Consider the following 25,700-nt stretch of genomic DNA (forward strand, 5'->3'; position numbering starts at 1 on the left):
GCCAGGGCTTGCGCCCTGGCATCACGCCACCAGAACTGCTTGAGAGATCAAGAGTTGCTGCGCGCTGGTGTTGTGGTTGTAGACCGCATACAAATCGCCGCTGTCATTCACGACGCCAGCGGCCATCCAGTTGGCCAAGTCGCTCAACACCACTTTGTCGCCTGCATCGCCGTCCACCATCAGTTGGTTTTTGGTCACTTTGGCGGTCAGGCCACTGGTGGTGTTGCTGCTGTTGAACACGTTGGAGTTGTCAAAGCTTTGCAGCATGTCTTGCAGGCTCAGCTTCAAGGTGTTGTTGCCGCTGCCCGTCAGGTCGATTTGCTCGATGTTCTGAAGGGCGGGGCCGCTCACCAGGCTCAGGTCCAGCATGATGTCGCCGCCGTCCAGCGCCAAGGTGTCGATGCCTGCGCCGCCGTCCACGCGGGCAATCGCCTCCGAGTTGTTGCCGGTGTTGATGCCCAGCTTGGCCAAGTTGTCGGCGTTGACGACGATCCGGTCGTCGCCGCGTCCGCCGTACAGCACGTCTGCACCGCCTGCGCCGGTCAGCGTATCGGCACCATCACCGGCCACGATCTGGTTGTTGCCCGCAGTGCCCGCCAGCGTGTCTGCGCCGGTGGTGCCGATGGCATCGCCGTTGGCCGACTCGAAAGTCATGCTTTCGAGCTTCTCGACGCCGCCGTACACCACGCGCGTGATGCCAGCATCGTTCACATATGCCGACGTCATGCCCGTGACCTCACCGCCATAAGTGGTGAGCGCCAAGTCGGCAAAGCCATCGCCGTTGAAGTCGCCAGCGGCCGTGGCCGTGCGCCCCAAGGTCTTGCCCTGTGTAGACGAGTAACCGCTGATGCGGAAGCCTTCCGACACCTCCAGCGAATCCAGCGTCAGGGCTGTGGTGGCGGTGCGGCCGTACACCAAATAAGCCCCGCCACCGACCACTCCACTGGTGTACATGCTGGAGTTACTGACCACCATGTCGGCCAGGCCGTCACCGTTGAAGTCGCCCACCACGTCCACGTCGGTCAACACCGAGTTGACGTTGATGGCGCCCGCATTGATGATGAAACCACCATTGCCTGCCGTCAGATCGGTCGTGCTGACCGAGGTGCTGTTGGTTTTACCAAACAGCACAAAGGCCCGAGTGGTGCCGTCGTTGAACGCGATGTCGTCCATGCCGTCGCCGTTGATGTCGCCCATGTTGGTGGACTCGAACTTAACGCTGTTCAGACCCGTCAAGCCAGTAATTTGGAAACCACGGCCACTGTTCGACGTGACCGAAGCGGTGTTCCAAGGCGTCACGCTGGCACTGCCGTAGTACACATAGACCGGGCCGGTGCTAATGCCCGTGGTGGGCACTTGCGCCAAGGCAAAGTCGCTGTAACCGTCGCCGTTGAAGTCACCATGCAAGGTGGAGATGACACCGCCTGAGCTGTAAGAACCCCCATTGGTGATCTGCACATACGTGGTGCCCGTGCCGGTGCCCGTGGCCAAAGTGCCCGAGGTGCCGGTGGGCAAAGCCACACTGCCGCCCGGCGTAAAGTTGGTGCCACCAAACACCAGGTAGTTGTTGAAGTTGGTGCTGTTGTTGAACAGCATGTCTTCATAGCCGTCACCGTTGACGTCACCCACCACGCTCGGCTCATTGATGTTCGAACCGGTGAAAGCAAAGCCGTTGGTGCCCAAGGTAGCCAACGTCACTTTGCCAATGCTGGTGGTCTTGCCAAAGATGATGTAGCTGTTGCTACCGTTGCCGATCAGGATGTCGCTCAAACCGTCGCCGTTGATGTCACCACCCCGGGTCGGTTGCAAGCTGCCCGTGCTGGCGATCATGAAGCCGTTGGTGTTGCCAACAGCAGTCAAATCCGCCACGTTCAGCGCACCCAAGCGGTTGCCACCATAGACGATGTAACGGTTGCCGTTGAGGTCGGTCATTTGGAGGTCGTCATAGCCATCGCCGTTCACGTCACCCACGTTTTGCGCGCCCTGGTTCTCGTTGGAGACACCGAGTTTGCTGGTAGACGAGTTGCCCTCGATCTGGAAACCCTGGCTCAGACTGTGCAGCTGCGCCAAAGGCAAGTCATAAGCCCACTTCACCGTGAGCGGCGATGTCAAAGACGTATTGCCGCTGGCTCCGCTGCTGATCTCGGCAGACACCACCACGTTGCCAAAGGCTTGCGTCTCCAGCGTGGCTTGGGAGATCGTCACGTCTTTGTATTTGTTGGTGATGTCGGTGGCCGACATGGCACCCACATTGATCACCTGGTCACCCCAGCGCACGGTGAGCGTGTCACCAGCCACGGTGGGCACAAGCCCAGTGGTCGGCAACTGCACCCGCATGATCGTGCCGCCCGTGCCGGCCGAGTTGGTTGCCTCGGAGTAATACAAGGTGTTGTCCAGAAAGCCAGCCGCTGCGGGCATCACGGTGGTGTCCATCGCGTAGCTCGCCTCAGGAATACCGGTGAGCGTGCTGGTGGTGTTGGCACCAGACCACAGCGTGCTGTCAATGATCGGCGTGGTCGGCACCAGAAAGTTCACCGCCACCGCTTGCGCCACAGACTGCGCGACCGGGGTGGTGCCGCTGAGCAGCGTGACCGATGCGGCCACGTTTTCAGAAGTGCCAGCGGGTGTTTCCGCTGTCAGTTGGGTGGTAGTCAAAGGCAGCGTGGCATAGCCGTTGGTGATGTCTGCAGCCGTCAGTGTCAACGAGACCGTCTGGCCGCCCCAGTTCAGTCTGATGGTCATGCCATCGGCGGCATCGGTGTCCACCAAATTGATGCGCACATCGGTGCCGCCTGTGCTGTTGGCCTCGGTCAGGTTCAGCGAACCGGCCAACTCGTTGGCGGTGGTGATCACCGTGGGGGCCATGTGCACTTTGACGTTGCTGTCCACCAGCACTTGGGCCTCGGGCTTGGTCAAATCGCTCAGCACCTTGTAGGTCTTGCCGTTGTTGGTCACCCAACCAAGGCTCTGCCATGCGCCGTTCAGGTACAGGTCGTTCACGGCGGTGCCGTCCACCACCACCTGTGCGCCGTTGTTCACAGCATCCCAGTTGGTGGCCCCACCCGTGGCCGTGGCTGTCCAGCCGGTGGCTGTGTTGAACGGGTTGTTCTTTTCAGACAAGGCCATGACGTCCATCAGACCCAGCGTCAGCGAGGTGCCCGCGCCCGTCAGGTTGAAGCGCTCAATGCTCTGAATGGCCGCTGGACGGATGTTGCCCAAGTCCAAAGAGGCGGTGAGCTGCAAGGTGTCGATGCCGTTGCCGCCGTCCACACGGGCGATGGCCTGCGTGTCGTTGCCGCTGTGGGTGCCCAGCGCCGTGATGTTGCTGGCGTCGATGACGATGGTGTCTTCACCCCGGCCGCCATACAGCACGTCCGCGCCGCCGTTGCCGATCAAGGTGTCGTTGCCGTCGCCCGCGACCAACTGGTTGTTGCCGCTGGTGCCAGTGAGCGTGTCGACACCGCTGGTGCCAATCACATCGCCGTTGGCGATCTGGAAGGTCATGCTTTCGAGCTTGTCAACGCCGCCGTAGATCACGCGTGTGATACCGGCCTGGGCGCGGCCGCTGGTTGGGCTGTCCAAGGGTGCCGATATCACCACATCGTCAAAGCCATCGCCGTTCACATCGCCAGCGCCACTCACCGCAGAAGAGAACCGGATGCCCGACAGACCATCGATGCGGAAACCTTCACTGGCTGACAAATCCGTCATCGAGAGTGGCGAGGCGCCTGTTCGGCCATACACCACATAAGCAGCGCCAGATACCGCGCCGTCAATGGTGGCCCCCATGCTGGCCAGAACCATGTCGGCCAGGCCATCGCCGTTGAAGTCGCCGATCATGTCCACGTCGGTGATGGCCGCGTTCGCGCCTGCACTGATCGAAAAGCCCGCAGATGTCGTGCCCAAGGTGCTGAGCGTGACCGTGCTGTAGTCGGTCTTGCCAAACACCACAAAGGCCGAATTGTTGGGCGCAGTGCCCCCGTTGATGACGAAGTCGGCCATGCCGTCACCGTTGACGTCGCCCATATTGTTGGCCAGATAAGACCAAGCACCGGCTGTACTCAAGTTCGAAATGGCAAAGCCCCGACTTGCCGCAGCCAGGCCCCCGAGAGAAATGCTGCTGAGGTTGGAACCACCGAACACCACATAACCGTTGGCTGTGGTGCCGTAGCTGTTCAAGACGAAATCGCTGTAACCGTCGCCGTTGATGTCACCGCTGGCCGTTGGCAAAGCACCGCCCGATGTGTCGCTGCCAAATTTGCCCAGGAAGAACCCGTTGGTGTAGGTGCCCGTGGTCACGGTGGGCAGGGTCAAGTTCGCGGTGGTGGCCGCGCCATACAGCAAGAAGTTTTCGCCGGACGGCATGTTGAACAAGATGTCGTCATAACCGTCGCCGTTGACGTCACCCACCACGGTTCCTGTCGATGAGCTCGTCGAAGCCAGCGTGATCTTGAAACCCGCACTCGCTGCCAGGGCGGTGATATTGAGCAGCCCGGGGCTGGCACTGCCGCCATAGACCACATAGGAGGTCGTGCCGTTTTGCCTGATGATGAAATCGCTGTAGCCATCGCCGTTGAAGTCGCCACCCCGGGTGGTGTTGTCCGAGCTTCCGTTGATCACGAAACCATTGGTGTTGCCCACTGTGGACAAGCCAGACAGCTCAACGGTTGCCAAGTCTGAGCGACCATACACGATGTACTGGTAGGTCGAAACATCGCCCCCGGTGGTGATCTGGTTGATCGACAAATCGTCGTAACCATCGCCGTTGATGTCGCCAAGGTTGACCACCCCCTCAGAGCGGTTGCCGGTGCCATCGGCAGTCGATACGCCGTTGATGGCAAAGCCTGCACTCAAAGACGTGAGCTGTGCAACAGGCAAATCGTAGGACCAGTCCACATTGACGGTAGCCGGTAACGAAGTATTGCCAGAGACCGCGCTGGTGATGGTTGCGGTGACCGGCACATTGCCAAACGCCTGGCTGTCAATGGTGCTGAACGGCACCGCAATGTCGACGTATTTGTTGGTGGTCACGTCGGTCGTGGTCAGCGTGATGACCGGCAGCGTGACCGAGCCCCATGTGACGGTCAGGGTGTCGTTGGCGGCGGGTGGCACGGCACCGATGGTGGGCAGTTGCACCCGGATGAAGGTGCCACTGTTGGCGCTGGCCACGGCTTCGCTGTAGTACAGCTTGTTGTCGATCACAAAGCCGGTGGTGGTGGCCGTGAAAGCGCTGAGCTGCTTGTCGTAATAGGCTTCTTGAATGCCCATCAGCGAGCTGGTGTTGCCCGCCCCTGTGGCGGCCCAGGTGACCGAGTTGATGCTGGGCGTGGTGGGCGTCACAAAGTCAACCGCAATGGGTTGTGCTGCAGACTGCGCGACCGTGGTGCCCGTGCTGCTCGTCAGCGTGACCGAAGCGGCCACGTTTTCTGCGGTGCCAACAGGCGTTTCTGCCGTCAGGGCTGCAGTCAAAACCGTCACATCCACATAGCCATTGGTGATGTCTGCGGGTAACAGCGTGACCGTGATCTGCTGACCACCCCAGTTGAGGGTGAGCGTCATGTTGGCGGCGGCATCGGTGTCGGTCAAGTTGATGCGCACCGGCGTGCCGCCGCTGCTGTTGGCTTCGGTCAGGCTCAACGAACCGGCCAACTCGTTGGCCGTGCTGACCACCGTGGGGGCCATGTGCACTTTGACGTTGCTGTCCACCAGCACTTGGGCCTCGGCCTTGGTCAGGTCGCTCAGCACTTTGTAGGTTTTGGTGACCGGTGAGCCGTTGACGGTTTCGGTGCGCTCCACCAAACCAATGCTCTGCCATGCGCCAGTCAGGTACAGGTCGTTGGCAGCGGTGCCGTCCACCACCACTTGCGCGCCGTTGTTCACGGCATCCCAGTTGGTGGCACCGCCTGTGGCAGCGGCTGTCCAGCCTGTGGCGGTGTTGAACGGGTTGTTCTTCTCGGACAAGCCCAACACATCCAGCAGACCCATGGTCAGCGAGGTGCCTGCGGAGAACAGGTTGATGCGCTCGATGCTCTGGATGGCTGCGGGGCGGATGGTGCCCAAGTCCAGCGAACCCATGAGTTGCAAGGTGTCGGTGCCGTTGCCGCCATCCACACGGGCGATGGCCTGCGTGGTGTTGCCACTGTTGGTGGCCAGCGCCGCGATGTTGCTGGCGTCGATGACGAGTGTGTCGTCCCCTCGCCCGCCGTACAGCACGTCGGCGCCGCCTGCGCCGGTCAGGGTGTCGTCTCCGTCACCACCGACCAATTGGTTGGCACCGCTGGTGCCTGCCAGGCTGTCGGCACCGGTGGTGCCGATGGCGTCGCCGTTGAGGACCTGGAAAGTCATGGAATTCAAGGCAGCAGGACCGCCATAAATCACACGGGTGATGCCTGCATCGGTGCGGCCTGTCGGGTCATCGGCCGGGGCCGTGATGATGAGGTCGGCAAAGCCGTCGCCGTTGATGTCGCCACCGCCCGCAACCGACTGCCCAAAATTGGTGCCAACGCCGGTAGGCCCGTCGATGCGGAACCCTTCGGAAGGGGCCACGTTGCTCAGCGTGATCGCGCTGGTGCCCGTGCGTCCGTAGATCAAGTAATCAGCACCCACGTTCACGCCGTTGACTTGCCCGGCGAGTTGGGTCACGACCATGTCGGCCAGGCCGTCGCCATTGAAGTCGCCCACCACGTCAACGTCTTGCACGGCACCGTTGATCGCGAAACCGCCCACGCCCGCGCTCAAGGCAGACACATAGACCGGTGCATCGCTGGTTTTGCCAAACAACACATAGGCGTTGGTGGCCTTGTCGTTGAAGACCATGTCGTCCAAGCCGTCGCCGTTGATGTCGCCGGTGGTCGTGCTGTAGAACACTTCGTGGTTGCCCGTGAGCCCATAGATGGCAAAGCCGCGGCCGCTGCCTGCCGCACTCATGCTGCTGGAGGTGATGCCCGACAGGTTGGGTCCACCAAAGTAGACGTATTCAGGAACTTGGGTGGTGGAAGTGACCGCGTTGTAGTTGTTGATCACAAAGTCGCTGTAACCGTCGCCGTTGAAGTCGCCACTCTTGGCAAAGGTGCGCGAACCTGAAGCAGCGGTGGTGGCACCGGTGTTGATGAAGAAACCGTTGGTGAAGGTGCCGGTCTGACCGGTTGGAATGGTCAGGCTCGAAATGTCGGTGCTGCCGTAGAGCACGAAGTTGCCGTAAACGCCGCTGGCACCGTTCTCGAAGTTGAGAATCATGTCGTCCAGGCCGTCGCCGTTGGTGTCGCCAATGAAGGTGGGGGCCACCACGTTGTAGGTGGGCGATGTGATCTTGAAGCCTTGGCTGGCGGCCATGCTGGTCACGTTGATCGCGCCCGGGCTGGCGGTGCTGCCCAGCACCACGTAGCTGCCGGTGGTGCTGTTTTGAACCAGGATGTCGTTCAAACCATCGCCGTTGTAGTCGCCTGCGGTGGTGTTGTAGTAAGTGCCACCGCTGACGATGAAGCCGTTGGTGTTGCCAGCGGCGGTCAGGCTCGACAGCTCCACTGCGGTCATGCCCGGACGGCCGTACACAACGTATTTGGCACCCCCGGTCGTTTCCACCAGAGAGAAATCGTCGTAGCCGTCGCCATTGACGTCGCCCACGTTGACCACGCCTTGCGTTTGGTACTGACTGCCCGAGCCGCTGCTGGCACTGCGGCCGTTGATGACAAAACCGGCGCTCAGGCTGGTCAGGTTGTCCATGGGCAGGTCATAGGCCCAGTTCACGTTCAGGCTTGCTGCAGGCGAGCTGTTGCCGCTGGCCGCGCTGGTGACCACTGCGGTGACGGGCACTGTGCCAAACAGTTCTGCGCTGATGACGCTGAAGGGCACCACGACATCGACGTATTTGGCGGTGATGTCAGCTGCAAGCAGCGTGTAGCCGGTCAGGGTTTGGGTGCCCCAGGTCACCTTGAGGGTGTCGCCTGCCAGGGCCGGATTGGTCGCTCCGACCACACCGGCCGTGGGCAACTGCACCCGCATGATGGTGCCGCTGTTGGCGATGGCTTCGCTGTAGTAGAGCTGGTTGTCGACGAGGAGCGTACCGCCTGTATAAGTGGCAAAGCCGGTGAATTGGCGGTCGTAATTGGCCTCGGGGATACCCAATATGGAACTGGTGTTGCCCGCGCCGGTAGACGTCCAGCTCACCGAGTTGATGGTGGGTGCAGTTGGCGTGACAAAGTTCACGCCCACGGTGGTGGCCGCGCTGGTCACGCCATTGCCCAGCGACACGCTGACCGCCACGTTCTCGCTGATGTTGGTCGGGGTTTCGGCTTGCAAGGCGGCGGTGGGCACCACGATGGCGACGCTGCCATTGGTGATGTCGGTGGCCGTGAGCACTTGCGTGAAGGTCTGCGTACCCCAGGTGACGGTGATGGTTTGGCCTGCCACTGCGCCAGTGCCAGTCAGGCCGACGTTGACCGGCGTGCCGCCCAGGCTGGCGGCTTCGGCCACGTTGATGGTGGTGGATTCTGGGATGCTGATGATGGTGGGGGCCACCACGATTTGCAGTTCGCCGCTGCTGATGTCGCTGCGTGCTGGGAAGCCCGTGACGCTGGTGCTGACATCGATGTTGTAAGTGGCCAGTGTGGCGGGCAATAAGCCTGCGGGCACGGCCAGTGTCCAGGCACCGCTGGTGGTGTTGTAGCTCAGGCCTGCGGGGCTGCTGGTGCTGCCCACAGTCAGGGTGTAGGTGCCGTTGGTCAGCGCTGCGCCACCGCTGTCTTTGACGACGACGGTGAGCACGTCACCCGCGGCCAAGCTGATGCTGTTGCTGCCATCTAATTTTTTGGCCACACCGGTGAGGGTGGGCGTGGTGCTGAGGGTGGTTTGGCTGACCACGGTGGGCACGTCGGGCGGGGCGATGTTGACGAGCACGCCGTTGTTGGTGTCGGCCACAGCCGCGTTGCCCGCGATGTCGCTGACGCTGGCACTGATGGCGTAGGTGTTGCCGTGGTTGAGCAACACGGCATCGGCCGAGGGCACGCTGGCCGACCATGCGCCAGAGGCGGCGGTGGCGCTGTAGCTCTTGCCGTTGAGGGTGACGGTGACCACTTGGCCATCTTCGGCGGTGGTGGTGCCGCTGATGACGGGCAGCGGAGTGACGCTGCTGCTCAGGGTGTAGTCGGACAGGTTGAAGCCACGCTCGGTGCCGTCAAAGGTCCCGTTGCCTGCTGCGCCCACGGCGTCGCCAAACACGCTGGTGACGAGCACGGCGGGGGCTGCGGTGTCGATGGTGACGCTGCTGGTGGCGGTGCCCACACCGCCCATGTCGCCTGCCACGCTGACGCTGATGGCTTTGACGCCGTCGGCAAAGCCCACGGTTTTGTCGTAGATGCCCGAGGTGGGGCTGAGCGCGCCGGTGTCCACGTTCCAGTTGCCGTCACCGTCGGTCATGACCGAGAAGGTGACGCCTGCGATGGTCAGGGTCAAAGGCCGGTTGATCTGGTCGCTGGTGCCGCTGATGGTGGGCGTTTTGTCTTGGGTGATGTCGTCGGTGCTGCTGGTGCCGCTGTCGGTGGTGATGTGGGTGATGGCGACGGAGACCTGCTCTTGCTGCACGCTGATGGCGACGGTGTCGACGTCGCTCAGGGCTGGCCCGGTGTTCCACTGGTCACCCACAAAATTGTCGGTGGTGGTCATGGTCAGCGTGTCGCTGCCCAGGAAGCCGGTGGTGGGCGTGTAGGTGACCGCGTCGGTGGTGGCCAGCAGGGTGTTGAGGTTACTCTGGGTGCCGCTCAGGGTGACGGTGGCCGTGCCACTGCCGGTCACGGTGACGCCGGAGCCGCTGAGCATGGTCAACGTGCCCGAAGTCACAGCCAACTTGACGGTCATGACGGTGTTGGACGCATCGAGATCGGCCACTTGCAAACCCGTGATGACCTGGGCCGTGTTGGGGCTGGTGTTGATGGGCCCGGCAGGCACGGTGTTGACGGGGGCATCGTTGACGCCGACGACAACAAATGAAAAGGTGGTGTCAGCGGCCGAGTAGGCGCCGTTGGCACCCGTGAGACTGCTGATGTCTTTGTAGCTGCCGACGGTCGCGCTGTCGGTGCCGTCCCACAGGCGCACAGGCGCGCTCAGGAAGGTGCCCCAGTCATTGGCTGGGCCTTGGAAATACAAGCGTGCATTGGCCCCGAGGATGAAAGCGTTGCTCGTGCTGGCGGTGGCGATGGCCGTGTCAAGGCTGAGCCAGGTGGCGCCCCCGTCGCTGCTGTACCAGGCGGCACGCAGGCCGGGGTTGGCGCTGATGATGGTTCTGGGGCCGACAAAGGCGACACCGGCGATGGTGCCTTCGGCGTCGTTGAATGAACTGGCCAGATACAGGCTGCTGATCAGCGTGCCTTGCGTGACGCCGTTGACGGGCGCGGCGGCGTCTTCAAGGGTTGTGACGTAGTCGTTGTTGACGGTGTAGGGCTGGTCGTTGGTGCCGGTGATGGTGACGCTGAGCACTTGGCTGCTGCCATCGGCGGCGCTGACGGTGATGGTGTCGGTGAGCACCTGCCCTGCCGTGAGCGCGTCTTGCGCCGTGTTCATGGTGTAGGACCATGCGCCGGTGCTGGCGTTGGTGGTGAAGGTGCCGTAGCCACCGGTGCCCGCCGCGTTGGTGAGCGCGGTGATGGTGGTGGGGCCGTCGGTGTCGGTGAAGCCGAGCGTGCCGCTGACGGTTTGGGCCACGTTGGTTTCCATGATGGCCAGGACCGTGTCGCCACTGAAAACCGTAGGCGAGTTTTGGATGGTCAGGGCCAGGTCGCTGGCGGGGCTGGTGTTGCCTGCCGGGTCGGTGGCGGTGATGTGCAGGGTTTGCGCGCCGTTGGCCAGCGAGGCGGTGGGCGTGGCCGACCAGCTGCCGTCGCCGGCCACCGTGGCGGTGGCGATGACGGTGGTGCCGTCAGGTGCGTAAAGCGTGATGGTGTCGCCAGGGGTGGCTCCGCTGCCGGTGATGGTGGGCGTGGCGTCGCTGGTGGTGCTGTCGCCCAGGGTGCCGGTGTCGCTGATGGCGGCCAGGATGCCGCCGGGGGCGGCTGGCTCTGTGGTGTCGATGTTGAGCGACAAAGGGGCACTGGCCAAGCTGGCGTTGCCTGCGGGGTCAACCACTTGGTAAGTGATGGCGTGTGCGCCGTCGGTGAGTGGCACCACGGGTGTGAGGGTGCCGCTGGTGGCGTTGTAGGTGGCGTCAACCGGGACGCCATCGACCAAGAGCACCACCGAGCCGCCTGCGGGCGGCGCGGTGACGGCCAACGCGGGGGTGCTGACGTGGGTGGTGTTGTCGGTGGGGCTGCTGCCGCTGTCGGTGGCGGCCGTGAGGTCGGGCGCAGCGGGCTGGGCCGGGGCCAGGGTGTCGATGGTGACCGACAAGGGGGCACTGACGGGGCTGACGTTGCCTGCGGCGTTGACCACGGCGTAGGTGATGGCGTGTGGGCCGTCGGTCAGGGCCACGGTGGGCGTGACGGTGCCGGTGCTGGCGTTGTAGGTGGCAGCCACGGCCACGCCGTCAACATAGAGCACGACCGAGCCGCCTGCAGGCGGCGCGGTGACGGCCAGCGCCGGGGTGCTGACACTGGTGAGGTTGTCGGTGTCGCTGGCCCCCAGGTCGGTGGCGGTGGTCAGGTCGGGCGCGGCGGGTTGGGCCAGGGCCACGCTGTCGATGACGAGCGTGAGCGCCGTGGCGGGGCCGGTGTTGCCGGCTGCGTCGGTGGCGGTGATGCTGAGGGCGTTGGTGCCTTCGGGCAGCGCGGTGGTGGTGGCGCTCCAGTTGCCGTTGGGGGCCACGGTGGCGGTGGCCAGCACGTTGCCAGCGGCGTCTTTGAGGGTGATGGTGGCACCGGGCTCACCTGTGCCACTGAGGGTGGGTGTGGTGTCGCTGGTGGTGTTGTCGCCCAGGGTGCCGCTGTCGCTGCCGCTGGCCAGGGCCGCCTGAGGGGCTGCGGGGGCGATGGTGTCGATGGTGACGGTCACGGTGGACTGCGCGCTGGTGTTGCCCAGCGGGTCGGTGGCGTTGAGCTTGAGGGCTTGTACGCCCTCGGCCAGTGCGGCGGTGGGCGTGATGGCCCAGCTGCCGTCTGGCCCGACCACGGCGGTGCCAATGACGGTGCTGCCGTTGGCTGCAAACAGCGTGATGGTGTCGCCAGGCGTGCCGCTGCCGGTGATGGTGGGCGTGTTGTCGGCGGTGATGCTGTCGGTGTGGCTGGTGCCTGTATCGCTGGCAGTGGCCACAACGCCCAGGGGCAAGGCGGGCGGTGCGGCGTCAACCACGGTGGTGTCGGTCAGGCCGCTGGCGGTGTCGGTGGCGGTGACGGTGGAGCCATCGGGGATGGGACTGCCGGGCACGGCGGTCCAGTTGCCGTCGGCGTCGACCACGGCGGTCAGCGGTTGGCCCGCGCCGTCGAGCACGGCCGCGCCGTTGACGGTGATGGCAATGGTGTCGCCGGGTTTGCCGGTGCCGGTGAGTGCTGTGCCGTTGCTGGGCGCGAGCACCGGGATGGCGGTGTTGATGGTTTCGGTGTCGGGGCTGCTGGTGTTGCCTGCGGCGTCGGTTTGGGTGGCGCTGAGCACGGTGCCGTCAGGCAGGGCTGCAGTGAGCGGCACGCTCCAGCTGCCGTCGGGGCCGACGGTGACGGTGCCCACGGGCAAGCCGGTGGCGCTGTCTTTGAGTGTGAGGGTGGCACCGGGCTCGCCGGTGCCGGTGATGGCCCCCACGCCGTTGGTGGGCGCAATGCTGACCGCACCGACGCTGGTGTCCACGGTGATGGGCAGCGCCGTGGGGGCGCTGGTGTTGCCGGCTGGGTCGGTGGCGGTGACGCTGAGGGCGTTCACGCCGTCGGGCAGCGTGGGGGTGGTGGCTGTCCAGCTGCCGTTGGCGGCGACCACGGCGGTGGCCAGCACGTTGCCAGCGGCGTCTTTGAGGGTGATGGTGTCGCCGGGCGTGCCGGTGCCACTGACCGTGGGCGTGTTGTCGGTGGTGGTGCCGTCGCCCACGGTGCCGGTGTCGCTGACCAAGGCCAGCGCGGCGGCGGGTGCCGCAGGCGCGGTGGTGTCGATGGTGATGGGCAGCGCGGTGGCTGCGCCGGTGTTGCCTGCCGGGTCGGTGGCGGTGACGCTGAGGGCGTTCACGCCTTCGGGCAAGGCGGTGGTGGGTGTGGCTGTCCAGGTGCCATCTGTGCCGACGGTGGCGGTGGCAATGACGGTGCCTGCCGCGTTTTTGACGGTGATGGTGTCGCCGGGCATGCCGGTGCCCGTGAGGGTGGGCGTGGTGTCGGTGGTGGTGCTGTCGCCCAGCTTGCCGCTGTCGCTGACGCTGGCCAATGCGGCAGCAGGTGCTGCGGGGCCGGTGGTGTCGATGGTGATGGGCAGCGATGTGGCCGGGCCGGTGTTGCCTGCCTTGTCGGTGGCGGTGATGGCGAGGGTGCTGGTGCCTTCGGGCAGCGGCGTGGTGGGCGTGGCTGTCCAGGTGCCGTCGCCTGCCACGGTGGCGGTAGCGATGACGTTGCCAGCCGCGTCTTTGACGGTGATGGTGTCGCCCACCGTGCCGGTGCCGCTGAGGGTGGGCGTGGTGTCTTGGGTGGTGCTGTCGCCCAGGGTGCCACTGTCGCTGACGCTGGCCAGCACGGCGGCGGGGGCAGCGGGTGCGGTGGTGTCAATGGTCAGGGGCAGCGATGCGGCGGGGCCGGTGTTGCCAGCGGGGTCGGTGGCGGTGATGGCCAGGGTGGTCACGCCATCGGGCAAGGCGGTGGTGGGCGTGGCTGTCCACGTGCCCCCTGCCCCGACCACGGCGGTGGCGATGACGTTGCCAGCGGCGTCTGTGATGGTGATGGTGTCGCCAGGCGTGCCGGTGCCCGTGAGGGTGGGCGTGTTGTCGCTGGTGATGCCGTCGCCCAGGGTGCCGCTGTCGCTGTTGCTGTCAAGCACGGCGGTGGGGGCCGCAGGCGCGGTGGTGTCGATGGTGACGGGCAGCGTGGCGGGGGCGCTGGTGTTGCCCACGGGGTCGGTGGCCGTCAGTTTGAAGTTGTGCGTGCCGTCGGCCAGTGCGGTGGGCACGGTGATGGACCAGGTGCCGTCAGGCGCGACCACGGCGGTGCCGAGCAAAGTGGTGCCGTCGGGGGCGTAGAGCTGGATGGTGTCGCCCGGGCTGGCACCGCCACCGCTCAGGGTGGGGGTGGTGTCTTGGGTGACGCCGTCGCCCACGGTGCCGGTGTCGCTGGTGAGCGCCAGGCTGGCCACGGGGGCCGAAGGCGGTGTGGCGTCGACCACTTGGGTGCCGGTCTTGAGGGTGGTGGTGTCGGTGGCGACGAGGGTGGTGCCGTCGGGCAAGGGTGCGCCGGGGGTGGCGGTCCAGGTGCCGTCTGGGGCCACCACGGCGGTCAGGGGTGCGCCGTTGGCATTGCGAAGCACGGTGCCGTCGGGCAGCGTGAGTGCCATGGTGTCGCCAGGCGTGCCGGTGCCGGTGATGACGGTGCCGTTGGTGGGGGCGATGTTGGGCATGGTGGTGTCCACCGTGCTGGTGCCCGGGGTGCTGGCGTTGCCCGCCAGGTCGGTCTGGGTGGCGCTGAGCGCGGTGCCGTTGGCCAGCGCGGTGCTGAGCGGAAGGCTCCAGCTGCCGCTGGCGTCAACCACGGCGGTGCCGAGGATGGTGCCGCCTGCGCTGAGGATGACGGTGGCACCGGGCTCGCCGGTGCCGGTGACGGCCCCTGCCCCGTTGCTGGGGCTGATGGCAGGCGCGGCCACGGTGGTGTCGATGGTGACGGGCAGCGCGGTGGGCAAGCTGGTGTTGCCAGCCGGGTCGGTGGCGGTGACGCTGAGGGTGTTCAGGCCTTCAGGCAGCGCGGTGGTGGGCGTGGCGCTCCAGCTGCCGTCGCCTGCCACGGTGGCGGTGGCGATGACGGTGCCCGCAGCGTTTTTGACGGTGATGGTGTCGCCGGGCACGCCCATGCCGCTGAGGGTGGGCGTGGTGTCGCTGGTTTTGCTGTCGCCCAGGTTGCCGGTGTCGCTGCCGCTGTCGAGCATGGCGGTGGGGGCTGCGGGGGCGGTGGTGTCGATGGTGACGCTCACGGTGCCCGGGGCGCTGGTGTTGCCTTGCGGGTCGGTGGCCTTGACGCTGAGGGCGGTGGTGCCGTCGGGCAGCGCGGTGGTGGGCGTGATGGCCCAGTGGCCTGTTGCATCGACCACGGCGGTGCCCAGCACGGTGGTGCCGTTGGGCGCGTAGAGCGTGATGGTGTCACCGGCTGCGCCGGTGCCGTTGATGGTGGGCGTGGTGTCGCTGGTGAGCTTGTCGGTGTTGCTGGTGCCGGTGTCGCTGGCAGCGGCCACATCTGGCGACGGTGCGCCGGGTGCCGAGGCGTCGATGCTGACGGGCACGGTGGTGGCGGGGCCGGTGTTGCCTGCGGGGTCGGTGGCGGTGACGAGGATGTTGTTCGGACCGTCGGCCAGTGCCTCGGTGGGCGTGGCAGACCAGCTGCCGTCGGGTGCGACGACAACGGTGAGGATTTCACCGTTGGGGAACGCCGTTGTGGCGGGCATGGTGATGGTGATGGTGTCGCCGGGCGTGCCGGTGCCACTCAGGGTGGGTGTGGTGTCGGCGGTTTTGGCATCGCCCAGGATGCCGGTGTCGCTGCTGCTGGCCAAGGCGGCTGCAGGCGCGGCGGGCGCGGTGGTGTCGATGGTGATGGGCAGCGCGGTGGGCTGGCTGACGTTGCCTGCCGGGTCGGTGGCGGTGACGCTGAGGGCGTTCAGGCCGTTGGGCAGCGCGGTGGTGGGGGTGGCGGACCAAGTGCCGTCAGGGGCGACAGTGGCGGTGGCGATGGTGTTGCCCGCAGCGTCTTTGATGGTGATGGTGGCATCGGGCTCGCCGGTGCCGCTGAGGGTGGGCGTGTTGTCCTTGGTTTGGCTGTCGCCCAGCAAGCCGGTGTCGCTGCTGGCGTCGAGCACGGCGGCGGGTGCAGCCGGGGCGGTGGTGTCGATCGTGACGCTCACGGCGGCGGGGGCGCTGGTGTTGCCTGCCGGGTCGGTGGCGGTGATTTGCAGCGCGCTGGTGCCTTGCGGCAAAGCGGTGGACGTGATGGACCAGTGGCCCGCCGCATCGACCACGACGGTGCCCAGCACGGTGACGCCGTTGGGGGCGTAAAGCGTGATGGTGTCGCCTGCGGTGCCGGTGCCGACGATGGTGGGCGTGGTGTCGCTGGTGATGTTGTCGGTGTTGCTGCTGCCGGTGTCGCTGGCAGACGCCACGTCGCCTGCCGGGGTGGCGGGCGGGGTGGTGTCGAACCGCAGTTCGTTGGTGCTGGTGTCGCTGGTGGCGTTGTTGGCCAAGTCGGTGATGGTGGCCACGACGGGGTAGCTGGTGCCGTTGGCGAACGCGCCCAGGGTGCCGCTGGCGGGCGTGGTGGCTCCCGTGTCCAGACGCCAGGTGCCGTTGCTGGCAACGGTGACGTTGTAGGTGGCACCGTGGACGGTGACGGTGAGCGTTTCGCCCGCCAACAAGTTGGCGGTGCCGGTGATGACGGGGGTGCTGTCGTTGGTGGCCAGCGGGTTGACGGTGGGCACCGAGGGGGCCGTGTTGTCAAAGCGCAGTTCGTTGGTGCTGGTGTCAGAGGTGGCGTTGCCTGCCGCGTCGGTGACGGTGGCGGTGACGGGGTAGGTCTGGCCATCGACAAACGCACCCAATGTGCCGCTGACGGGCGCGACGGCGCTGGTGTTGAGGCTCCAGACGCCGCCTGTGCCGACGGTGACGTTGTAGGTGGCACCGTTGACGGTGACTTGCAAGGTCTCGCCCGCGCCGAGGGTGGCGGTGCCGGTGATGACGGGGGTGCTGTCGTTGGTGTCTTGCCCGTGAACGGTGGGGGCGGCCGGTGCCGTGGTGTCGATGGTGACGGGCACGGGGGTGGCGGCGCTGGTGTTGCCTGCCGGGTCGGTGGCGGTGACGCTGAGGGTGCTCAGGCCTTCGGCCAGTGGGGTGGTGGGCGTGATGGCCCAGCTGCCGTTGGCCGCGACCACAGCCGTGCCGAGCACGGTGGTGCCGTTGGGGGCATAGAGCTTGATGGTGTCGCCCGGTGTGGCCCCTGCCCCGCTGATGGTGGGCGTGGTGTCGCTGGTGATGTTGTCGGTGTTGCTGGCACCGGTGTCGCTGGCGGCGGCCACGTCTGCCAGCGGTGCGGCGGGCGGCGTGGTGTCGATGGTGACGGGCACGCTCGTGGCGGGGCTGGTGTTGCCTGCCGGGTCGGTGGCGGTGACGCTGATGTTGTTCAGGCCGTCAACCAAGGGGTTGGTGGGCGTGACGGACCAGCTGCCATCGGAGGCCACGGCGACGGTTTTGACTTCGCCACCGGGGAAGGTGACGGTGATGGTGTCGCCGTGCGTGCCGGTGCCGCTGATGGTAGGCGTGTTGTCGCTGGTGATGGCGTCGCCCAAAGTGCCGCTGTCGCTGGCAACGGCCAATGCGGCGGCGGGGGCTGCGGGTGCGCCGGTGTCGATGGTGATGGGCAGCGCCACGGCGGGGCCGGTGTTGCCTGCCGGATCGGTGGCGGTGACGCTGAGGGTGCTCAGGCCGTCGGGCAAGGCGGTGGTGGGCGTGGCCGCCCAGGTGCCGTTGGGTGCAACGACGGCTGTGGCAATGACGTTGCCTGCCGCGTCTTTGACGGTGATGGTGTCACCGGGCACGCCGGTGCCGCTGAGGGTGGGCGTGTTGTCGTTGGTGAGGCTGTCGCCCACGGTGCCGGTGTCGCTGACGGCGGCGAGCGCGGCCGTGGGGGCCACGGGCACGGTGGTGTCGATGGTGAGGGGCAGCGCGGTGGGGGCGCTGACGTTGCCTGCCGGGTCGGCGGCGGTGATGGTGACGGTGTTGACGCCGTCGGTCAGGGGCGTGGTGGGTGTGACGGACCAGCTGCCGTCGGCCGCGACGACCACGGTTTTGACCTCACCACCGGGGAAGGTGACGGTGATGGTGTCGCCAGGCGTGCCGGTGCCACGGATGCTGGGCGTGTTGTCGGCGGTGGTGCTGTCGCCCAGGGTGCCGGTGTCGCTGGCGGTGGCCAGTGCGGCGGCGGGGGCCGCAGGCGGCGTGGTGTCGAGCACGAAGCTGCCGGTGCGCGGGGCGCTGGTGTTGCCCGCTAGGTCGGTGACGGTGGTGCTGGTGGACCAGGTGCCGTCTTGCGTGAGCGCGCTGGTGGGGATGAGCTGGCCGATGCTGCCGGCCACGATGTCGGCGGCGGTGAGCACATGGCTGAGCGTGAGGGTGCCGCCGGTGGGCAAGGTGACCACGGTGGTGACGGTGTCGCCGACCAACGCGTCGCCCGGCAGGGTGACGTTGATGGGGGTGCCGCCGTTGCTCAGTGCCTCTGCGGCGCTGACGCCGTTCAGCGCTTCGGGCAAGGCCACGCCGGGCACGCCGGGGGCGGCGGTGTCGAGCGTGAAGCTGGCGGTCTGGGGCACGCTGGCGTTGCCCGCCGTGTCGGTGACGGTGGTGCGGGTGGTCCAGGGGCCGTCAACCGTCAAGGCGCTGGACGGGATGGTTTGGGTGACGGTGAAGGGGCCGGTGCCGGTGGCAGTGCCGCCTTGTGCGGCGGGCAGGTCGCTGGCCACGATGACGTGCGTGAGCACGAGCACGGTGCCGTCGGGGTTGGTGACGAGGGTGGTGACGGTGTCGCCCACGGCAGCGTCAACAGGCAAGGTGACGACGAGCGGCGTGCCACTGTTGCTGAGCGCTTCGGCGGCGTTGATGCCACCCAGCGCTTCGGGCAGGGCCACGGTGGGGGCGCTGGGGGCGGTGGTGTCGACGCGCAAGCTTTCGGTGTCGGTGCCGGTCAGGCCAAACAGGTTGGTGACGCTGACTTGTGGGGTGTAGGTGCCGTCGGTCAATGCACCGATGGCAGCGCCAGTGACGGGGATGCTGAAGGTGTTGGCACCGCCTGCGGTGCCCGCTTGCACGGTGGCGGTGGCTGTGAAGAGGGTGGCACTGGTGCTGTCGAGCCACGTCAAGGTGACGGTGGAGCCAACTTGCGCGGTGGTGGTGCCGGTCAGGGTGACGGGCTGGTTTTGCTCTGCGCCGTTGATGACGCTGGCCCCTGCCCCATCGGGCGAGATGGGGTTGAGCGTGATGGTGGGCGGCGTGGTGTCGATGACGAGTTCACCGGCGCTGATGTCGCTGCGGGTGAGTGTGCCGCCCGCCGTGGTGGTGCTGACTTGCACGTTGTAGGTGCGGTCGTCGGCCAAGCCAAAGCTGCCTGCGGTGGCAGTGGCCAGGCTCCAAGTTTTGGTGGCGGGGTCGTAGGTGACGCCGGTGATGTCGGTGGCGGTGCCGCTGGCCTGGATGGTGGCGGTGACCGTGAGGCCGTTGAGCTTGATGGCGAGGGTGTCGCCAGCGGCCAGGGCGATGGGGCTGCCGCTGGAGAGCTTTTGCGCGGTGCCGGTGATGACGGGCGTGAGGATGCCGGTGTATTGCGGGTTGACGGTGGGCACGTCGGGCGGCGCGATGTTGACGACCAGGTGGTTGTCGGTGTCGGGCACGGACGGGTTGCCCGCCAGGTCATTCACGCTGGCGGTGATGGCGTAGGTGGTGCCGTGCACCAGGGCTTTGGCTTCGGCCTGTGTCAGTTCAACGGACCAGGTGCCGCCCGTTTGCACCGTGGCGGTGTAGGTGACTTGGTTGAACAGCACGTTGACCACCTGCCCTGCTTCGGCGGTGGTGGTGCCGCTGATGACGGGCGGTGTGGTGACGGTGTCGCTGAGGGTGTAGTCGGTCAAATTGAAGCCGCGCTCGGTGCCGTCAAAGGTGCCGCTGCCGGTGGCGCTGACCACATCACCGGCCAAGCTGGTGACGCTGATGGTGGGCGCGCTGGTGTCGAAAGTGAGCGGCTTGGTGATGGGTGCGGCGGGCGTGCCTGCGAAGTTGCTGACGTCGGCCGTCAGGGTGTAAGGGCCATCGGCAGGCAAATCGGCTTGTGGGATGTTGAGCGCAAACGTGCCGTCGGCCTTGACCACGGTGAAGTAGGTGCCCAGCACGGTGCTTCCGCTCATGAGCTGCACGGTGACGGCCTGCCCGGCCTCGGCGGTGGTGGTGCCGCTCAGGGGCAGGTCACCAGTTTTTTCGAGGGCGTTGACGGTGTCGTCCACCGCGACGGTGTTCAGCGCGAGCGTGGGGGCGTTGGCCGAGAGTTCAAAGCCGTCCGTCTTCGCCGGGCTGGTGTTGCCTGCAGCGTCGGTGAGCGTGGTGCTGGTGGTCCAGCTGCCGTCGAGGTAGCTGCTGCCTGGCTTGAGTTTCGACAAGGCCACGGTTTGTGTGACCTGCCCTGCCGTGATGTCGGCCGCGATAAGCACTTGCGTCAGTGTGAAGGTGCTGCCATCGGGTTGGGTGACCACGCTGGTGAGCGTGTCACCGGCCACCGCGTCGTTGGGCAAGCCGATGACCAGGGCCACGCCGTCGGCCGCTTCGGTGGCGTTGACGCCGTGCAAGGCATCCGGAATCTGCGCCCCAGGGGTGGTGGGTGCCGAAGCATCCACCGTGAACGGCGTGCCGTTGGCGGTGCTGCTATTGCCTGCGGCGTCGGTGACGGTGATGACGGGTGTGTAGCTGCCGTCAGGCAGTGCGGCCGTGGCGGGCAATGTCCATTCGCCTTGGGCATTGGCCGTGGTGGTGTAGGTCTGGCCGTTGATGGCGATCTGCACCGTGGCGTTGGCCTCGGCGGTGCCGCTGAGTGCGGGCGTGTTGTCGTTGGTGAGGTTGTCACCCAAGGTGCCGGTGTCGCTGGCGGCGGCCAGTGCGCCCGTGCCCGCAGCGGGAACAGAAGCATCCACCGTGAACGGCGTGCCGTTGGCGGTGCTGCTGTTGCCTGCTGCGTCGGTGACGGTGATGACGGGTGTGTAGCTGCCGTCAGTCAGTGCGTCCGTGGCGGGCAAAACCCATTCGCCTTGGGCGTTGGCGCTGACGGTGTAGGTCTGGCCGTTGATGGCGATCTGCACCGTGGCGTTGGCCTCGGCCGTGCCGCTGAGCGCGGGCGTGTTGTCGTTGGTGCGGTTGTCACCCAAGGTGCCGGTGTCGCTGGCAGCGGCCAGTGCGCCGTTGCCTGCGGCCGGGGTGCTGGCGTCCACCGTGAACGACGTGCCGTTGGCGGTGCTGCTGTTGCCTGCTGCGTCGGTGACGGTGATGACGGGTGTGTAGCTGCCGTCAGGCAAGGTGGCCGTGGCGGGCAGGCTCCATTCGCCTTGGGCGTTGGCGCTGACGATGTAGGTCTGGCCGTTGATGGCGATTTGCACCGTGGCGTTGGCCTCGGCCGTGCCGCTGAGCGCAGGGGTGTTGTCGTTGGTGCGGTTGTCACCCAAGGTGCCGGTGTCGCTGGCGGTGGCCAGTGCGCCGGTGCCCACGGCGGGAACAGAAGCATCCACCTTGAAAGGCGTGCCGTTGGTGGCGGCGCTGCTGTTGCCCGCCGCGTCGGTGACGGTGATGACGGGGGTGTAAGTGCCATCGGGCAAGCTGGCGGTGGCGGGCAGGCTCCATGTGCCTTGGGCATTGGCGGTGGCTGTGTAGGTCTGGCCGTTGACCACGATTTGCACCGTGGCATTGGCCTCGGCCGTGCCACTCAAAGCGGGCGTGCTGTCGTTGGTTTTGTGGTCACCCAATGTGCCGCTGTCGCTGGACGCGTCCAGCGCGCCGGTGCCTGCGGCCGGGGGGCTGGTGTCCAGCGTGAAGCCGTTGACGGTGGGCAGACTGACCAAACCGTTGACGGCGGAGGTGATGGTGGTGCTGGCGCTGTAGGCACCGTCGGCGCTCAAAGCACTCTGGGCCAGCAGCTGGCTGATCTTGCCGGACTGAATGTCAGCGACGCTGAGCGTGCGGGTCAGCACTTGGGTGCTGCCGTCGGGCAAGGTGACGGTGGTGGTGACCACATCCCCGGCTTGCGCGGTCGGGGCCAATGAGGTCACGATGGGCACGCCCGCATCGGAGGCTTTTTCGGCGGCGTTGATGAAGGTGTCGGCACCACTGGCCTCCGGCACAGCGGTGACAGGTGCTGTGGGCGCCGTAGTGTTGACCACCAGATCAAAATAGCCCGAAGGGGTGAGGCCAGAGACGGGGCCGCTGCTGGTTTCGACCACCACTTGCCAGGTGTAGTGACCGTCGGTCAAAGGCGCATTCAGGCCTGTGCCCGCGCCGTCCTGGAAGGTCCAGGCGGTGCCGCTGATGTTGGCCAAGCCCACCTTCACCGGCGTGCCATCGGCCAGTTGCCGGTAAACCACCAGGGTCTGACCTGGCAACAAGTCGGCCCCCAAAGTGCCGGCCAGTTGCGGGCTGGTGTCGTTGGTGGCGGCGCCGTCGGACAGCAAGCCAAGTTGCGGCCCCACATTGTCAATGGCTCCCGTGATCAGCAATGCATGGGTGCTGACGCTGTTGCTGCCGGGTGCACTGGTGTTGCCCGCCACATCGGTGGCGGTGGCCTTGAGCACCGTGCCGTTGGGCAGCGGTTGTGCGGGCAGCAAAGTCCAGTTGCCGTCTGCGCCGACGGGGCCGGCTGTGCCAATGACCTGACCTGCGCCATCCAGCACGGTGACGGTGGTGCCGGGTTCGGCTGTGCCGTTGACATACTGGCCATTGGACGGGGCCACGATGGGCGCTTGCGGCGCGGTCGTGTCCAAGATGAAGCCCAGACGCACCGCTGCGCTTTGACCCACTTGGGTGACCAACGACATGCCGGCGTTGTAAAGGCCGTCGGTGGCCAATTGCGCGGGACTCAGGTTGCGGGTGATGAATCCGGCATCGATCTGCCCTTGGGTGAGGACTTCTTCGATTGTGAGTGACGTGCCATCGGGCAAGCTGACCACGGTGCGAACCGCGTCACCCGCTTTGGCAGAGGCTGGCAGCCCAATGTCGAAGTTGATGCCACCGCCACTGGCTTTTTCTGCGGCGTTGATGTAGCCATCCGCCGCCTCAGCCAGACGCACGCTCACTTGCTCCACATCCACCTCGCCAGCGCCGGGTCCCGACACGTTGCCCAAAGCGTCGGCGGCAGAGGCTTTGAGCACGGCATTGTCTGCCAGCGGCGTTGCCGGGACGAAGCTCCATTGACCCAGGGCATCCACGGTGGCGGTGCCAATCACGCTGCCAGAGCTGTCCTTGACCGTGACCGTGGTGCCGGGTGTGCCGGTGCCACTGACCAGCTTGCCATTGCCGGTGTCGACTTCGGGTGCAGCCGGGGCGGTGTGCGCGGCCGGTTGATTCAGGCCATCGGAGCCCACCACCTTCAAAGGTATGTCGAGCCGGGACTGCGCGCTGACGCTGGTGAGCGTGAAAATTCCCTGCGCGTCGGCGGTGGCGGTTTGGGTGTTGCCATCGGGCAAAGTGACTTGCACCGTGCTGCCGGGCAAAGCGGTGCCGCTGACCACCAACTTGCCATTGGCATCGACGTTTTGAGCCTGGACGATGACATCGCCGAGCAACTGTCGGTTCAGCACGCTGTCGGCTGCGAATGTTTTTTCTGCGTCGCTGGGTGCGGCAATGAGTGCTTTGAGGGCATATTGACGCCCCTGGTCCACCAAAGCAGCGCCTTCGGGCTGAATGCTGCCGCCGTTTTGGGTATCGATGTTTTGTTCCAGTTGCGCCAGACTCACGGCCACACTGCCGCCGTTGCGCGCATCCAGTCCGGACAGCTTGGCCAACAAGAGCCCGTATTTCTCGCTGGCGGTCAACCCATTGGTGGCGTCAAACTGCGGGCTGTTGGTGGCCTCTGGACGGGCTGTGATGTCCACATTGTCCAGGCCCAGTGCCTTGGCCACAGCCTGGTTGTTTTGCGTGATCTGTGCCACGGAAGGTGCACTGTCGTTGGTGACGCCCGCTTTGCGGGTGGCCAATTCGGTCACGGGCGTGATGTGGATGACCAATTCGGCGTCGAGGTCCCTGACAAAAAATTGGGTTTGGCCTTCTTGCGCCACACCCATGGCACGCAGCGGGGTGCCCAGGCTTTTGTGCGCCGCCGTGACCTCGTCGCGGTAATTGGCCCCCCCTGCGTTGCTGTCGATGGCTTTGAGCAACACCGCGCCCCGGTAATCGCCGCGCTCAGGCACGAGGATGCGGTAAGTGCCATTGGCCTGGATGCTGCCTGAACCCAGCAAGCTGCCTTGCGCGTCGTAAGCGTAGAGTGTCACGCCCGCATCCACAGGACCTGCCGTGACGCTGCCCACAATGCTCAGATCACCCACCACAATGCGGATGGGCAGGTAGCTCGGTGCACTGGTGTTGCCCGCCACATCCGTGGCGGTCACCGCGACCTGACCGGCAAATCCAGGCGTCAAGGCTTGTGTGGGCGAGACCGTCCAAGTCCCGTCGGCCTTGACCGTGGTCGTCAGCACCTCGCCGGTTTCAGGCATGACCACCCGAATCCGGTCCCCTTGGCTGCCCGTGCCCATGATGGCGGGACGGGTTTCCTGCGTGATGCCGTCACCGATGACGCCCGTGTCACTGCCAGGCGCCATCCAGATCGGTGGTGCATCGGGGGCCATGCTGTCAATGGTCAAGGCCAGCGCAACAGGTTGACTGCTTTGCCCTGCGGCATTGGACTCGGTCACGCTGAGTGTTTGCGCACCTTGCGGCAAGGCCTGAGCGAGCGTGGCGCTCCAAGTGCCGTTGTCTGCGACCAAGGCCGTGGCCAGCACCTGGCCAGCCGCATCTTTGACCGTGATGGTGTGCCCTGCGGTGCCGGTGCCCTTGAGTGTGGGCGTGGTGTCGTTGGTGATGTTGTCACCTTGCGTGCCACTGTCACTGGCTGAGTCCAGGTAGACGGTGGGCTCAGTCGGGTTCGGGCTCGGGGGCTTGGGCGAACTCTCACTGATCAGCGTCAGTGCCACCACCGTGGCGGAACTGGTCAGCCCTGCAGCATCCGTAGCGGTCACGCTCAGGCTGTTCAAACCCAAGGGCAAATCACCCGTGGGGGTCGCGCTCCAGGCGCCATCACTGCCCACGACGGCGGTGGCAATGACTTGGCCTGCGGCATCTTTGACGGTGATGCGGTAACCCGCGGTGCTGGTGCCGCTGAGCGTGGGCGTGGTGTCGTTGGTGATGTTGTCACCTTGTGTGCCACTGTCACTGGCCGCGTCCAGGTAGGCGGTGGGTGCGGCTGGCGGCCGTGGTGCAGCGGCATCGGAAGGCCTGCCCTTGGCGTCCAACAACATAGCCGCCCCCACAAGTCCAGCCCCCGCCAGCAACCAGGGCGTCCAATTCGCTTGCAGCAGCACAATCGGTTGTGTGGCGTTGTAAAGCGTCACCAGGCCAGGGCGCAAGATCTCGTCGATGACATAAACAGACAAGTCACCTTTTGGCGTCATGCCCGTCAAAATATCGTTTGGAAATTGAACAATCGCCTCGTCGTAATAGTTCTCCACCACCACGTCGGCTTGCTCCGAGCCCTCCAAAAAGATGTGCAAATGGTGCCCCACCCTGTTGGCGCGTACCTTTTGTGCACCGCGTTGCGTCACCGTGTCCAGCAACTCATAACGGGTGTTCGGCTGTGCGCCCACCACCAACGCTCGACCTTCATCGCCCATGCGCGCACGGAGGTCGTGCACCACATCTTTGGGCCCTTTGTTCTGCGTACTTTTCTCAATGAATTGAATTTTGGGGGTCGCGGCGATGGTTTTTTCGGTCATATCAATCCTTAAAAGTCGGCATGCAAAGACAACAGCGCATTTCAAACGCGATGGGCACGGCC

Annotated in this window: 1 protein-coding gene; it reads right to left on the reverse strand. The window is 65.7% G+C overall.

The window, feature by feature from the left end:
• Positions 1-21: 21 nt before the first annotated feature.
• Positions 22-25,638: an Ig-like domain-containing protein gene (locus B9Z47_RS19150; protein WP_108330376.1), complete on the reverse strand. Its 25,617-nt coding sequence runs from the start codon at positions 25,636-25,638 to the stop codon at positions 22-24.
• Positions 25,639-25,700 lie beyond the last annotated feature (62 nt).

The sequence above is a fragment of the Limnohabitans sp. 2KL-1 genome, from assembly GCF_003063435.1.
GTDB lineage: Bacteria > Pseudomonadota > Gammaproteobacteria > Burkholderiales > Burkholderiaceae_C > Limnohabitans_A.

Bases quoted from the DNA above. Each gene is read 5' to 3' on its own strand.
- B9Z47_RS19150 (WP_108330376.1), bottom strand. From the start codon at position 25,638: ATGACCGAAAAAACCATCGCCGCGACCCCCAAAATTCAATTCATTGAG.